The organism is Tumebacillus avium (assembly GCF_002162355.1).
GTDB lineage: Bacteria > Bacillota > Bacilli > Tumebacillales > Tumebacillaceae > Tumebacillus_A > Tumebacillus_A avium.
Genome location: NZ_CP021434.1, coordinates 1,340,490 through 1,354,720, shown reverse-complemented (window position 1 = coordinate 1,354,720; position 14,231 = coordinate 1,340,490). Strand labels below are relative to the sequence as shown.

At 57.9% G+C, this 14,231-nt stretch carries 15 protein-coding genes; 9 read left to right on the top strand and 6 right to left on the bottom strand.

The window, feature by feature from the left end; translation table 11 throughout:
• Positions 1-35: 35 nt before the first annotated feature.
• The 3 genes from CBW65_RS06235 to CBW65_RS06225 all read right to left on the bottom strand — a co-directional run bounded on the left by CBW65_RS06235 (position 36) and on the right by CBW65_RS06225 (position 3,213).
• Positions 36-1,562, bottom strand: coding sequence for a tripartite tricarboxylate transporter permease (locus tag CBW65_RS06235; protein ID WP_087456118.1), 1,527 nt, complete (start codon positions 1,560-1,562; stop codon positions 36-38).
• Positions 1,563-1,575: 13 nt separating this feature from the next.
• A complete protein-coding gene (locus tag CBW65_RS06230) occupies positions 1,576-2,046 on the bottom strand; it encodes a tripartite tricarboxylate transporter TctB family protein (RefSeq protein ID WP_087456117.1) in 471 nt (156 codons plus the stop codon).
• A gap of 156 nt (positions 2,047-2,202) precedes the next feature.
• Positions 2,203-3,213, bottom strand: coding sequence for a tripartite tricarboxylate transporter substrate binding protein (locus CBW65_RS06225; protein ID WP_087456116.1), 1,011 nt, complete (start codon positions 3,211-3,213; stop codon positions 2,203-2,205).
• A gap of 210 nt (positions 3,214-3,423) precedes the next feature.
• Here CBW65_RS06225 and CBW65_RS06220 point away from each other — a divergent pair, with 210 nt between their 5' ends.
• The 4 genes from CBW65_RS06220 to CBW65_RS06200 all read left to right on the top strand — a co-directional run bounded on the left by CBW65_RS06220 (position 3,424) and on the right by CBW65_RS06200 (position 7,331).
• Positions 3,424-4,107 (top strand): Na-translocating system protein MpsC family protein, encoded by a 684-nt coding sequence (locus CBW65_RS06220; RefSeq protein ID WP_198299765.1) that lies wholly within the window; start codon positions 3,424-3,426, stop codon positions 4,105-4,107.
• Between the two features lie 96 nt (positions 4,108-4,203).
• Entirely contained in the window at positions 4,204-4,935 is a 732-nt protein-coding gene (locus CBW65_RS06215) for a Na-translocating system protein MpsC family protein (protein WP_232463452.1), read from the top strand.
• Between the two features lie 75 nt (positions 4,936-5,010).
• Positions 5,011-5,445 (top strand): hypothetical protein, encoded by a 435-nt coding sequence (locus CBW65_RS06210; RefSeq protein ID WP_087456114.1) that lies wholly within the window; start codon positions 5,011-5,013, stop codon positions 5,443-5,445.
• A gap of 698 nt (positions 5,446-6,143) precedes the next feature.
• Complete coding sequence (locus CBW65_RS06200; protein WP_198299764.1) at positions 6,144-7,331, top strand: hypothetical protein; 1,188 nt, start codon at positions 6,144-6,146, stop codon at positions 7,329-7,331.
• Positions 7,332-7,347: 16 nt separating this feature from the next.
• Here the strand turns inward: CBW65_RS06200 and CBW65_RS24115 are convergent, their stop codons facing one another.
• Complete coding sequence (locus CBW65_RS24115) at positions 7,348-7,506, bottom strand: hypothetical protein (RefSeq protein WP_157721808.1); 159 nt, start codon at positions 7,504-7,506, stop codon at positions 7,348-7,350.
• Between the two features lie 127 nt (positions 7,507-7,633).
• Between CBW65_RS24115 and CBW65_RS06195 the strand changes: the two genes are divergently transcribed.
• The 5 genes from CBW65_RS06195 (at position 7,634) to CBW65_RS06175 (ending at position 11,566) form a co-directional block, all read left to right on the top strand.
• Positions 7,634-7,879 carry a YiaA/YiaB family inner membrane protein gene (locus CBW65_RS06195; RefSeq protein ID WP_157721807.1) on the top strand — a complete coding sequence of 82 codons (246 nt, stop codon included), beginning with the start codon at positions 7,634-7,636 and terminating at the stop codon, positions 7,877-7,879.
• Between the two features lie 162 nt (positions 7,880-8,041).
• Positions 8,042-8,761 carry a 23S rRNA pseudouridine(2604) synthase RluF gene (gene rluF, locus CBW65_RS06190; RefSeq protein WP_087456111.1) on the top strand — a complete coding sequence of 240 codons (720 nt, stop codon included), beginning with the start codon at positions 8,042-8,044 and terminating at the stop codon, positions 8,759-8,761.
• A gap of 64 nt (positions 8,762-8,825) precedes the next feature.
• Positions 8,826-9,125 (top strand): DUF3817 domain-containing protein, encoded by a 300-nt coding sequence (locus tag CBW65_RS06185; protein WP_087456110.1) that lies wholly within the window; start codon positions 8,826-8,828, stop codon positions 9,123-9,125.
• Positions 9,126-9,150: 25 nt separating this feature from the next.
• A complete protein-coding gene (locus CBW65_RS06180) occupies positions 9,151-11,343 on the top strand; it encodes a DEAD/DEAH box helicase (protein ID WP_087456109.1) in 2,193 nt (730 codons plus the stop codon).
• Between the two features lie 25 nt (positions 11,344-11,368).
• Positions 11,369-11,566, top strand: a complete 198-nt coding sequence (locus tag CBW65_RS06175; protein WP_087456108.1) for a YwbE family protein — start codon at positions 11,369-11,371, stop codon at positions 11,564-11,566.
• A 51-nt stretch (positions 11,567-11,617) separates the two neighbouring features.
• On the opposite strand, the gene CBW65_RS06170 is transcribed toward CBW65_RS06175, so the two are convergent.
• A complete protein-coding gene (locus CBW65_RS06170; RefSeq protein WP_087456107.1) occupies positions 11,618-13,174 on the bottom strand; it encodes an ABC-F family ATP-binding cassette domain-containing protein in 1,557 nt (518 codons plus the stop codon).
• Between the two features lie 155 nt (positions 13,175-13,329).
• Positions 13,330-14,190: a GNAT family N-acetyltransferase gene (locus CBW65_RS06165; RefSeq protein ID WP_087456106.1), complete on the bottom strand. Its 861-nt coding sequence runs from the start codon at positions 14,188-14,190 to the stop codon at positions 13,330-13,332.
• Positions 14,191-14,231: the final 41 nt, after the last annotated feature.

The window sequence follows — 14,231 nt, the reverse complement described above, 5'->3', positions numbered from 1 at the left end:
CCTCCTTCACTCACCATCTTACCATACGCATTGGCTTAGCCTTCTTCGTTGACGAGCACCTTTTTGCCGCGCAGCTTGAGCAGCAGCGGGATCGAGATCCAGAGCACGGCGATGATCAGAAACGCGAGCGAGACCGGCTTGTCCAAGAAGACCATGAAATCTCCGTTCGAGCCAGTTAGCGCGCGTCGCATGTTGTTTTCGATCATCGGACCAAGCACGAGACCAAGCACCAGCGGCGCAAGCGGAAAGTCGTTTTTGGCGAGGAAGTAGCCTGCCACGCCGCAGACCATCAAGAGCAGCAGGTCGAACGTGCTGGCCTGCACCGCATAGACGCCAAACACGGAGATGGCGACGATGATCGGCAGCAGGTATTTCGGCGGGGTCTGGATGATCTTGGCGAACACTTTGACCAGCGGCATGTTCAGCAAGAGCAGCATCAGGTTGCCGATAAACATCGAGGCGATCAGGCCCCAAGCCACCTGCGGATGCTCATCGAACAGCAGAGGGCCCGGCTGCACGTTGTACATGATCAAGGCGCCCATCAGGATCGCCGTCGTGCCGGAGCCCGGAATGCCCAAGGTGAGTAGCGGGATCATCGCGCCGCCCGAAGCGGCATTGTTTGCCGATTCCGGAGCAGCGACGCCTGCGATCGCGCCTTTGCCGAACTGGTCCGGGTTCTTGCTGAGCTTCTTCTCGGTGATGTAGGAGAAGAAGGAAGCGAGCGTTGCGCCTGCACCGGGCAGAATCCCGATGAAAAAGCCGAGCAGGGAGCCGCGGGCGATCGGTGCGGCGCTGTCTTTCAAGTCCTGTTTGGTCGGCAGGACGCGGTGGATCTTGGCGACGTCGCCGCCGTTTTTCTCACGTTCGAGGATCGATTTGAACACTTCACCAAGCGCAAAGAGACCGACGGCGACGGTGAGGAATTCGAAGCCTTGGTACAGTTCCGGCACGTCGTAGGTGAAGCGCGCCACGCCGGAGACGTTGTCGATGCCGATCGTGCCGAGCATCAGGCCGAAGATCGTCATCATCATCGCTTTGGTCATCGACTTGCCGGCGAGACCGCTGACAGCGCACAGACCTAAGATCATCAGCGAGAAGTATTCGGCCGGGCCGAACTTCAGCGCCACGTCCGACAGGGGCTGGGCGAGGAAGACCAGCGCCACCAGCGCAACGACGCCGGCAAAAAAGGAGCCGATCGCGGAGATGGAGAGGGCAGCTCCGGCGCGGCCCTGTTTGGCCATCTGGTAGCCGTCGAGGGCGGTGACGACCGAAGAGGACTCGCCCGGCGTGTTGAGCAGGATCGAAGTGGTCGAGCCGCCGTACATCGCGCCGTAGTAGACCCCGGCGAGCAGGATGATCGAGGACGTCGCCGCCGCTTCCGGGCCGAGGCCGGAGGTGAGCGTGGCGGTGACCGGGATCAAGAGCGCGACGCCGCTCATCGGGCCGATGCCGGGCAGGACGCCGACAGCGGTGCCGATCAAGACGCCGACAAACGCGAAGAGCAGGTTGTGCCATTCAAATGCGGTGGCAAAACCGTTCAAGAGATAGTGAAGCGCATCCATGGGACAACCTCCTTTACAGGCCCAGCCAGACCGGCCAGCCGGGCAGAGTGCCTTGCAGAATTTCTACAAACAGATAGTAGACGCCGTATGAGAACAGAGCGGCGATGATGACGGTGGAGAGCCATTTGCCTTTTTCCATCGTCTGAAAGCCGACGAGCAGAAAGAGGAAGGTGCCGATGATAAAGCCGATCTCCTCCAGGAAGAAAGCGTAGAGGACAGCGGCGATCAAAATGATGCCGAAGCGCTTGTAGTCGAGCTTGGCGGCAGGTTCGCCATTGTCCGTTTCCTGCTTGGGATATTTAAACGTTTCATAAAAGAGGCGCAGGCTGAGCAGCGCAAAGACCAGACCGAGTCCAAACGGGAAGATGTCCGGCCCGACGTTGCTGCCGTATGCGCTGTCGGAGATGTTTCGGCTCTCCAGCATAAACGCCGCCCCGATGATCAGGAACAGGAGACTGGCATAGCGGTCAAACGTTTTGCTCACGGAAGGTCACATCCTATCTCGAAAAATAAGGGGGAGCCCGGCTCCCCCGTTTGCGTTGATGAAGTTAAGTGCATCGCACAACTCGTTGCTGATCGAGCAAATCAAGCTGTTCAAGCGATTCAAGCAGCCTGGGTTGCACCGGTATGACTTTTGCTGTTACTTTTGCATGCCGAGCGCTGTGAGCAGCTCTTGAACGGTCTTTTCTTGCTCGGCAAGGAACTTGGTGAAGTCGGCGCTGTTTTTGAATTCAGAAGCCCAGCCGTTCACTTCGAGCTCTTTGTTCCACTCCGGGGTCTCGGAGAGTGCTTTCAGTTTCGTTTCCCAGAAGGACTTGGCTGCGGCCGACATCTTCTCCGGGCCAAACACGCCGCGCCAGATGGTGAACTCGGCATCGACGCCTTGCTCTTTCAAGGTCGGGATGTCTTTCAGTTCGCCGCCCAGACGCTCGGTGGAGGAGACGGCGAGGACTTTGACTTTGCCTGCCTTCAGGTATTCGGTGACGTTCGACGCATCGGTCGCAATCGCATCGGCGTTGCCGCCAAGCAGCGCTGCGATCGCTTCGCCGCCGCCGTCATAGGAGACGTATTTGACCGCCTTCGGGTCAACGCCCGACTTGAAAGCCGGCAGCACGGCGACCAGATGGTCCATCGAGCCCGGCGCGGAACCGCCCGCCATGGTCACGCTTTTCGGATCGGCTTTGATCGCAGCGATCAGGCTCTGCAGGTCGCTGTACTTGGAGTCGGCGCTGACCACGATCGCACCGTAGTCGCGGGTCAGCTGCGCCAGCGGGGTGGTGTTTTTGTAGCCGAACGGGGAGTTGCCTTCTTTTTTCAAGTTGTTGATCAAAATCGGCGGGGAGCTGACGAACAGGCGATAGTCGTTCTGCACGTCTTTCGTCGCGTACTCGGCCATAAACACCGTGCCGCCGCCGCCCGGCTTGTTTTCTACGGTCATCGTTTTGTCGACCAGCTTGGTCTCGCCAAGGATCTTGGTGACCGAACGCGCTGTCTTATCCCAGCCGCCGCCTGCGCCGGACGGTGCGACGATCACGATCGGCTTTTCCGGATAGCTGGAAGTCGAGCTGTTGGTTGCGGAACTGCCGCCGCATGCGGTCATCGTCAAAGCCATTACGCCGGTCAATACGGCAAGTGCCCATTTCTTTTTCATCTGTGGGAGCCCCCTTTATGGTTGTCAAAAATGATAGCGTTTTCATATTGGCAAGCTCATCATAGCACGGTAATTTCCGAATCTTATGTTAAGGCGGATAAGTTGCAAAAAGCTCATTACGCGCATTTTGTTCATTGTGTTCACGGCATCAACTTAGAGATTCTGTACATACTTTTACGAGGAACTGACAGACGGAGGGTGTTGTTCATCATGAACAAACAAGAGCAGCTCGGAAAGATCGGCGACTACGTTCGAGACGCTTTGCAGCGGAGTTTTGGGCAAGAGCTGTCCGCGTGCGACGTTTTTCTCGGATCAAACTATCTCGTGATGCACATCCGGGGCTTTGTCTCGCCGATGGAAGCGGTGTTGGTCGAAGGTGGCGAATATGACGCGGTGGCTGCATCGCGGGGCCTGGTGGTGCAGAAGCTGCTGTTCGAATGCAAAGCGGTCGTGCAACTGTTGCTCGGGGTGCGCGTGGAGGAGTTTTATGATGACTGGAGCTACACGAACAACGCGGGGATGATCATCGGAATCTTGGCAGAGGAACAGGAATTCTCCCATCCGCCTGGCGATTGGAAGGGACTCGACCTGTTCAAGGCCGATGTGGAACGCTTGTGCCAGCTCGTTGAAAAAGTCCCGGAAAAAACGCGGATCGTTCCGTTTACGCCGCGCATGCTGGTCGTGCAGCGGGACGGCATCTTGATTGCCCTGGAGAAGGCGATGATCGAAAAAGGCTACGAGAAGCAGCTGCGGGCCACGAAAGCCGATCTGGAAAAAGGATATTTTCATCACAACGCGCTGTTTGAGCCGATCATCGGCCGGGAGCTGGAGGATGTTTTTATCGACTGGAACATGCATTCAGACCGCTCGCTGATGTGTTTTGTCTGGAAATAAGTCCGCAGCTTGAATATAATGACTTATATCCAGCTTTGCGGCCCCACCTAAACGGAGTGAGGAAAATAAAGCCTTTCTTTAAGGAGTGCACAGAGCGTGGAAGAAGCGAATAAGCAAATGCTGACTACGATCGGCAGCTATGTGAGCAAACTCCTGCGCGACCATTTTGGCAAAGGGCCGGAGTCTGTTTTCGTGTCGATGGGGTCGGCGTATTTCAATATTTATATCCGCAATTTCCTGTCTCCGATGGAAAAAGTGCTGCTCGAGCAGGAGCAGGGCGATGTGGTTCTTGAACTGCGGCAGAAAATGCTGGACCGCCTGCTGCCGGAGCTGCGGGCGTATCTGGAGATCCAGACCGGACAGGGCATCAACGAACTGTATTACGACTGGGATCTTTCGAATAAAAGCGGGATGATCTTCGGTGTGAGCAGCGCCCCGTTTGAGCAGGGGTCGGCGATCGACGAGAACTATGCCGGGCGGGCCGAGCTGGAGGAAGTGATCAACAAGATCTCCAAGCAGGCGCAAAAGCTGCCCGACCAGACGATCTCTTGTCTCCTCAATCCGCGGACGCTGGTCGTGATGCGCAGCGGAATCATGGTGCGGATCGAAAAAGAGATGATCCGGCTGGGACACGGCGATTTGCTGCGCAATGTGAAACGGCAGCTGGAGAAAAGCTATTTGCAGAGCAGCAGCCAGTTTGAAAATATTTTGCAGCAGCAGGTGGTCGACTCTTTTGTCGATTGGCATTTTGAGCTGGATAAGAGCGTGATCCTGTTTGTTTTAAAACCGAACAAAATAACGGGTGGTAATGAGCCAGACACGGGTTGAGCTGGAGATGAGCCGAAGTTGCAAGCAGGGATGCTTGTGCTTCGGCTTTTTTGTTTTTCAAAGGAGACGAGAACGATGAATTCATGGGTGGCCTGGGAAGAGGTGAACCGGCTGGTCATGCTGCAGAGCATGATGCGGTTTGCGGCGTTTGAGATGCGCGAAGGCATCACGCCGATGCACGGGTTGGTGCAGGTGATGATGTCGGAAAGCCGGGACGAAGCTGAGGTGCGGGCCTTGCGCGTCCTCTTGGCGCAATTGCAAGGGGTGGAGGGTCTGCTCAAGGACTTGATCACCGCTGCTGACGGTCAGAAGCAGCCGCTGGAAGTTGCGGCGCTGGAAGCGGCGCGCAAAAGCGTGCGGCGGCTGGCGGAGATCCATTCGTCGCTGGAAGAGCTGCATCGGCAGGCGCTGGAGTGGCAGCGCGACAAGGATGGGGAGCGCGTGCAGGCGATGCTGCAGGGGCTGGTGCTGGCGAAACGGCTGTGCGGGCAATTGATCGATCTGGCGTAGCGGGCGATAATGAAGGTAACGAAGACCTCATGAGGAGGAATGAAGATGCCGGACTGGTCGTACCACCCGCTGTTTAAGCCGCTGCTGTTCCGATTGCCTGCTGCTAAGGCGCGGGCGCTGACTTTGGGCGCGACCGGCACGCTGAACAGCTTGCCGGGCGGGTATTTGCTGATCGAGCTGATGGGCCATATGAAGCCGGAGCCAGGTCTTGTGCGCACCGTGTTTGGCCGGACGTTCAGCTCGCCGGTCGGCTTGTCCGGGCGGATCGACCCGGAACTGCAGGCGACCGGGGCGCTGGGGAAGTTTGGGTTTGGCTTGATCGAAGTTGGGCCGGGATTTCGGCAGGAAGTCGAGCTGGACAGAGCCGGGGAAGCGGTGGTGTACGGGGAAGCTCTGCCGGAGATGAGCACAGAGGCGTTCCTCGGGCAGTTGGAGCGGCATCGCAAGGTCGGCGTGCCATTGGCGGTGCGAGTGGGAAAAAGCGCGTCTGTCGAGTGGATCAAGCGGGTGGAGCCGTATGCTGGCCTGCTGCTGTTCGAAGGGACGGAGCAGGAGTACCGCGCGGCACAGGCGGCGGTGGATGTTCCTATCGTGCTGGTTGTGCAGGATGAACTGCCCGTATGGGCGGAACTGGACGGCGTGTATCTGGAAGAGCTTGGCCCCGCGTCGGGCGCGAAGGGAAGGCGCAGGCGCTGGAGTTGTTGCCGGCGTGGAAAGCGGCTCGTCCGGAGGTGCCGGTCATCGCGGGCGGCGGCGTATATGAGCCGCAAGATGCGCTTCATCTGCTGGAAGCAGGAGCGGATCTGGTCATGCTGGACAGCGGTTTTGTCTTCAGCGGGCCAGGGCTGCCGAAGCGGATCAATGAAGCAGTGCTGGATGAGAGCTTGAAAGCGTCTCAGGCAGCGCGAAATGCTGGGACAGAACGGGCTGAAGCGGGTGCTCAAGCGGGTGCTCAAGCGCCATTTGCGAAGGGCAGTCCGGGCTGGCTGAGCTGGTTTTTGATGGGCTGCGGCGTGTTTTTTGCGGGGATCATCGCGATGCTGGTCGGGCTGACTGATGTGATTTTGGCACATGATGAGGCGTTTCTGGGGCTGACGCGGGAGGAGATCGCCGGGTGGAATCAGGAGCTGTTCCACTTCATGTCGCACGACCGGATCACGCTGGCCGGGATCATGTTATCGGCAGGATTCCTGTTCGCGCAGCTGGCCTGGCACAAGGTCAGGCGCGGGGAACGCTGGGCGGTCGTGCTGTTTGCGGCGGCGGCCGGGTATGGCTTCCTGAACTTTTTGTACTCTTACGCGGTCGGCTACATCGACACGCTGCACATGATCTACAACCTGCTGATCCTGCCGTTCTTCCTCTGGGGGCTGGTGCGCACGCGGGAGCTGTCCACGCCGCACGCATCGAGCAACCGCCGCAACACCAAGGCGTGGCAAAAGGGCCTCGTCGGACAGCTGATGTTCGTGAGCTTAGGCGCGGCGCTGTTGTCGGCAGGCGTGGTGATCTCGGCGATCGGGATGACCGGCGTGTTTGTGCCGGAAGACCTCGCCTATATGGGCCTGACGCCGGAGCAGATCCATGACTACAACCACCGGCTGATTCCTTTGATCGCGCACGACCGGGCCGGATTTGGCGGATCGTTGATCACCGAAGGGCTGCTTCTGCTCCTGATCTCGCTCTGGGGCTATCGGCAAGGGGAGAGCTGGCTGTGGTGGAGCTATCTGATCGGCGGGTTCTGCGGGCTGGCGGCGGGGATTGGCGTGCATGTGAAGATCCTGTACACCGATTTCTGGCATCTGCTGCCCGCCTACATTGCGCTTCTCTTGTATCTGACCGGGCTGATCTGCTCGCGACAATATCTGTGCAAAGAAAAACCACCTGCGTGAACAGGTGGTTTTGTGTTTATTTGCCGTCGAACAGGCCGCCTTTTTTGTGCTGTTTGGTCACTTTGAAGTTGCCTTCGACCAGGTTCTTCTCCGGGCGCAGCTTGCCATTTTGCCCGTTGTTGGCTGCCTTTTTCTTGTTGACGAGCTCTCTCATCTTTTGCAGTTGGTCACTCATACTCTCCGTACCTCCGTTTCTGTGTTTCAGTTTTCGTGTTGTGCTATAGTTTTTCCTGCTTTTTAGTTGCGCAAAGATAACCGAAAATTGTAAAATCAAGGTGGAGTTCGAAAGGAGGTATTTTCCAGTGAGAACGAAAAGACGGAATACATCTGCTTTTACTTTTTTGGCATGGGGGTCCTTTGTACTGGCCTTTTTGGCGATGTTTATCGGAATTTATACGTTAGATGCTACTCTGCCGGTGAAGGGGTATTATGCGGTGACGGCGCTGTTTCTGGTGATGTCTTCGTTCGTTTTGCAAAAGACGATTCGCGACAACCAGGAGGACGACGAACGCAACCCGCCTCCGCCAAGCGAAGCGCCGCAAGCGTAATTCTACAGGACTTGTTTGGCCTGCTCCCGTCGTTGGGGCAGGTTTTTCTATTGAAAAGGCGTGCAATCCGTGCTGTTAGTGAGAGCTTTTTTGGATGAAATGGTATAATGGGTCTGTGCTTTTGAAAACACTACTTGGAAAATGGCGCAGAGAGGGATCTAGATGAGGCTTAATAAATACATAAGCGGCACCGGGATGTGTTCCCGGCGGGAAGCGGACAAGCTGATCGAAGAACGCCGCGTGACGATTAACGGCCGTGTGGCCGAAATGGGCATGACAGTTGAGGACAGCGATGACGTGCGCGTTGACGGCGAGCAGATCGGCAGCGGAGGCGGCGAGCGCCGCAGACGGCGCAAGTCGGTCTACATCATGCTGAACAAGCCGGCCGGCGTAACGTCGACGACCGAAATGAAAGTGAAAGACAACATCATCGATTTCGTCAACCACCACGACCGGATTTTTCCGATCGGGCGCTTGGACAAGGACTCGGAAGGGCTGATTCTGCTCACGAATGACGGGGACATCGTCAACAAGATTTTGCGGGCGGAAAACAACCATGAGAAAGAGTACGTAGTTACGGTGAACAAGCCGGTGACGAAAGACTTTTTGAAAAAGATGGCCAGCGGCGTGGAGATTTTGGACACGGTGACCAAGCCAGCGAAAGTGTATCCGGTCAGCGAAAAAACGTTCCGGATCATTTTGACGCAGGGCTTGAACCGCCAGATTCGCCGGATGTGTGAAGCGCTGGGCTACCAAGTGCGCACGCTGAAGCGGATTCGGGTCATGAACATTCGCCTCGAAGGGCTGAAGCTGGGCCATTGGCGCAATCTGACGCACAAGGAACTCGCCGGCCTGATGGATATGCTGGACGACGAGGAGTAAAACAGGGGAGTCGGGAGGCTTCCCTTGTTTTGCTTGCTATTTTTTCCGGGAGAGTGAGAGAAGGATGAACTTGAAAACGGCAGTTGGCCGCTTGCGTTTGATCGGGCTGGTGGAAGGGACTTCGTTTTTGGTGCTGTTGCTGATCGCGATGCCGATGAAGTATTGGATGGACAATCCGGTGCCGGTCGCGGTGGTTGGCGCGATTCACGGGGCGCTGTTCGTGCTGTTTATTTTGGCGGTGATCAATGCGGCCGTCGTGAAGAAATGGTCGTGGCTGTTTAGCTTGTGGGCGTTGATCGCGTCTTCGATTCCGCTTGGCACGTTTGTGCTGGATGCGCAACTGAAGAAGCGTTATCAAGGGTAATACTAAGGAGAAAAGGGGTGTTGTTGTGGCGGATTTTGAATCGCTTGGAATCAGGCCGGAATTGGTGCGGGCGCTGACGGCGCATGCGATCTTTGAGGCGACGCCGGTGCAGGAGCAGGCGATTCCGGTCGTGCTGACCGGCAGCGACGTGGTGGCGCAGGCACAGACCGGGACAGGGAAAACGCTGTCGTTTGTGCTGCCGATCTTGGAGAAGATCGACCCGGCTCGCAATGAAGTGCAGGCGTTGATCGTGACGCCGACGCGAGAGTTGGCGTTGCAGATCACGGCAGAAGTGAAGAAGATGATTTTGTTCTTGGAAGGCGTGAATGTGCTGGCCGTCTATGGCGGGCAGGATGTGGAGGCGCAGCTGAAGCGTTTGAAGCGGGCGATGCATGTGGTCGTGGCGACGCCGGGACGTCTGTTGGATCATGTGTCGCGCGGGTCGATCGACCTCTCCGGCGTGCAGACTTTTGTGCTCGATGAAGCGGATCAGATGCTGCATATGGGCTTTTTGCCGGAAGTGAACATGATCATGGACGAACTGCCGATCGATCGGCAGACGCTGTTGTTCTCGGCGACGATGCCGGAGAATGTGCGGAAGCTGGCCGATAAGTATTTGCGCGTGCCGGAAGATATTCAGGTCGAGAGCAAGCGGGTCACGCTTGATGAGATTCAACAGATCGTGGTCGAAACGACCGACCGTGGGAAAAAAGATACGGTGATGAAGCTGATCGAGAAGCATCAGCCGTATTTGGCGATCATCTTCTGCCGGACCAAGCGCCGGGCGAGCACGCTGAATGAGGCGCTGCAGGCGGCCGGGTATCAGTCGGACGAACTGCACGGCGATCTGTCGCAAGCGAAGCGGGAGAAGGTGATGAAGGCGTTCCGCGATGCGAAGATTCAGCTCTTGGTGGCGACCGATGTGGCGGCGAGAGGGTTGGATGTGGAAGGTGTCACGCATGTGTTCAACTATGACATCCCGCAGGACGTCGAGAGCTACATCCACCGCATCGGCCGGACGGGCCGCGCCGGGGAAAAAGGCATCGCCTTTACGATCGTGGCGCCGAACGACCGTCAGGAGCTGGCGATGATCGAGAACGGCATCGGCATGAAGATGGAGCGCCAGATGGGCGAAGGCCTCCGCCGCCCGCACGGCGAGGCGTGGCCAGGCAAAGGCGGCGAAGAGTTCGTCCCCCGCGAAAAGCGCCAAGGCGGCGGCGGGCGTGACGGCGGCAGCAGAAACGAAGGTCGCGGCGGCCGTCCTGACAACCGTGGCGGTAACCGAAATGACAACCGTTCCGGCGGCAGACCAGATAACCGTGGCGGAGGCAGACCCGACACCCGTGGTGGCGGCGGTGGAAACTGGGGCGGTGACAGAAATGACAACCGCGCTGGTGGCAGACCGGACAACCGTGGTGGAGGTAGACCCGACACCCGTGGCGGCGGAGGCGGAAACTGGGGCGGCGACCGGAATGACAACCGTTCCGGTGGCAGACCAGATAACCGTGGCGGAGGCAGACCCGACACCCGTGGCGGCGGCGGTGGAAACTGGGGCGGTGACAGAAATGACAACCGCGCTGGTGGCAGACCGGACAACCGTGGTGGAGGTAGACCCGACACCCGTGGCGGCGGAGGCGGAAACTGGGGCGGCGACCGGAATGACAACCGTTCCGGTGGCAGACCGGATAACCGTGGCGGAGGCAGACCCGACACCCGTGGTGGCGGAGGCGGAAACTGGGGCGGCGACCGGAATGACAACCGTTCCGGTGGCAGACCGGATAACCGTGGCGGAGGCAGACCCGACACCCGTGGTGGCGGAGGCGGAAACTGGGGCGGCGACCGGAATGACAACCGTTCCGGTGGCAGACCGGACACCCGTGGTGGCGGTGGAGGAAACTGGGGCGGCGACAGAAATGACAACCGTTCCGGCGGAAGACCGGACACCCGTGGTGGCGGTGGAGGAAACTGGGGCGGTGACAGAAATGAAAACCGCGCCGGTGGAAGACCGGACAACCGTGGTGGTGGAGGCGGAAAATGGGGCGGCGACAGAAATGACAACCGTTCCGGCGGCAGACCTGATACACGTGGAGGAGGCCGTCCTGACAACCGTGGTGGTGGCAAACCCGACACTCGTGGTGGCGGAAGACCTGACACCCGTGGTGGCGGAAGATCTGACACTCGCGGTGGCGGCGGCGGGAGAGGCCGGAACGGGCGGTAGTTTTGAAGAGATGGGAGCTTAAGCTATGAAAAGTGGACAGAATCGCAAAGACATCCATCCGGGTCTCGAGGTGGATATCATCCTGAAACAAGACCAGCGCACCGGCAAAACCACGCGCGGGATCGTCAAAGACATCCTGACCAGTTCACCCACCCACACCCGCGGCATCAAAGTCCGTCTCCAAGACGGCCAAGTCGGCCGCGTCAAAACGGTCCTCGGATAAAACAGGATAAGAAAAAGGGAAGCCATCTCGGCTTCCCTTTGCTATTTCAATTTACCGCTGCAGTTGCTTCGCCCAGTCTTCCACATTCCAGACGCTGGTGACCCAGTCTTTGTAGAATTCCGGTTCGTGGCAGACTAACAGGACGGTGCCTTTGTAGTTTTTCAAGGTCAAAGCGAGCTCTTCCTTCGCCGCGACATCCAAGTGGTTGGTCGGCTCGTCGAAAAGGATCCAGTTCGACGGGGTGAGCATCAGCTTGCACAGGCGTACTTTGGCATGCTCGCCGCCGGAGAGGGCGGTCAGCTTCGAGGTGATATGCTCGTTGCCCAGGCCGCAGCGGGCGAGGTTGGCGCGCACATCCTGGTTCTGCATGTGCGGGAAGGAGTTCCAGACATCATCCAGCGCCGTCACGTTCGGACGGTCCGATACTTCCTGCTCGAAATACACCGGCTCCAAATAGTCACCGCGTTCGATGCTGCCGTCGAGCGGTTTGATCAGGCCGAGGATGGTTTTCATCAGCGTCGATTTACCCATCCCGTTCATGCCGGTGATCGCCACCTTCTCGCCGCGCTCCAGCTTGAAGTTCAGCGGCGGCAACAGCGGGTGGTTGTACCCGATCTGCAGGTCGGTCGCTTCAAACACCAGCTTGGAGGACAGACGCGTCTCCTGGAAACGGAAGCTCGGGCGCGGATAGGTGACCGGCTTTTCCAGACGCTCCATCTTGTCGAGCATCTTTTGACGCGACTTCGCACGGGTCGAGGTCGAGGCGCGGGCTTTGTTTTTCGCGATAAACATCTCCATGCGCTTGATCTCTTCCTGCTGGCGCTCGAACGCATCTTCCTGCTGCGAACGCTTGGCGAGGTAGACTTCGACGAACTTCTCATAGTCGCCCGCGTAACGGGACAGCTTGCCGCCTTCGAGGTGGTAGATGATGTTGACGACCGCATTCATAAACTCCACGTCATGGGAGATCAGCATAAACGCATACGGATAGTTCTGCAGGTACGTGGTCAGCCAATCGATATGCTCCACGTCCAAATAGTTGGTCGGCTCGTCCAGCAGCAAGACGTTTGGCTGTTCCAGCAACAGTTTCGCCAGCAGTACTTTCGTGCGCTGACCGCCGGACAGGTCCTGCACTTCGCGCTCGAGTCCGACCGCAGTCAGACCGAGACCTTTGGCGATCTCTTCGACTTTCGCGTCGATCATGTAGAAACCGCTGTTCTCCAGACGGTCTTGGATCTCGCCCATGTCTTCGAGCAATTTTTCCAAGTCGGCATCCGGATCAGCCATTTGCTCGGCAATCACGCCGATCTCCGCTTCCATGTCGAATAGCGGTTTGAACGCGTCGCTCAGGATCTCGCGGATCGTCTTGCCCGGCGTCAGCGCAGCATGCTGGTCGAGATAGCCGATCGTCGCACGGTTCGACCATTCCAGCTTGCCTTGGTCAGCCTGCAATTGGCCGGTCAAAATGCTCATCAAAGTGGTCTTGCCGGTGCCGTTCGCGCCGACCAGACCGACGTGTTCGCCATTCAGCAGACGGAACGACACGCCGGAAAACAGGTGGCGGGCACCAAAGCCATGACCGATATTTTCAACGTTTAGGATACTCATTGTAGTTTTCTCCTCCGGGATCATCATAAGAATACATCTAGTTCAACATCATACCATCTCTTCAGCATTTTTGTTGAGAATTTAGTTGAGAATCGATACACTTTTTGGTATCGCAAGCAAGAACCCCTTCTGCCAGCGGCAAAAGGGGTTGCGGTTTAACGTGCATAATAGCGAAACGCCGAGGAGACTTCGAAGCCGACGCTTTCATAAAGGCGCAAGGCGCGCTCGTTTTCGGTGACAACATCGAGGTTGATCCCCGTGCGCCCTTCTTGCAAAAGTAACTGCACCGTATCGGCGAGAATCTGGCGACCATAGCCATGCCCTTGAACGGCAGGCAGGACGGCAAAACCGTGAATGTCGGCGATGGCAGCTTCGGAGCGGAGGACGCGGATCATGGCGATTGGCGTGCCGTCCCGCTCGGCGATGTAGGCGGTGCGCTTCGGCCCGGCGGTGCGGGTCAGCAGGTCGCGTGTCCAGTCTTCAGGATCGCCAAACGCCTGGGACGAGCAGGCGACCATAAATTCAAAGTCCGCAGAGGTCGCCGTCCGCAGATGCAGCGCGTCATGGCGTGTTGTCGGCGGCTGGAAGTCTCGTAAGGTCATCGAGTATTCCGCATTGCGGTACGCCGCCCCGAGGTGTTCGGCAAACGCCTCTCCGGAGCGGGACTTGGCATTCACCACATACAGCAAGCTCTCGATACCATGCAAACGCATCTCTTGGTCGGCCGCCTGCAAGAGCTTGGTGAAAATGCCCCGCCTGCGGTGATCAGGATGCACCATGCCCATGATCTCCGCTTCCTTGCCGTCCAGCGTGAACCAGCATAGGTAGCCAAGCAAGTGCCCGTCTTCGTAATAGAGGAAGTCAAACGGCTTATCACCCGGCCGGTCGGAAAAGTATTCGGTGCCGATGCGCAGGTTCATATTTTCCGCGTCGTTGCAGAGCTGTTCCAGCCGCGCCACGTCTGCTGTCTCTTCTGGCGTAAAAATCAGTATTTCCTGAATCCGAAAGTTTGTCATACATCATACCCCTTTATGGTTGATCAAATCCGACCAACCCC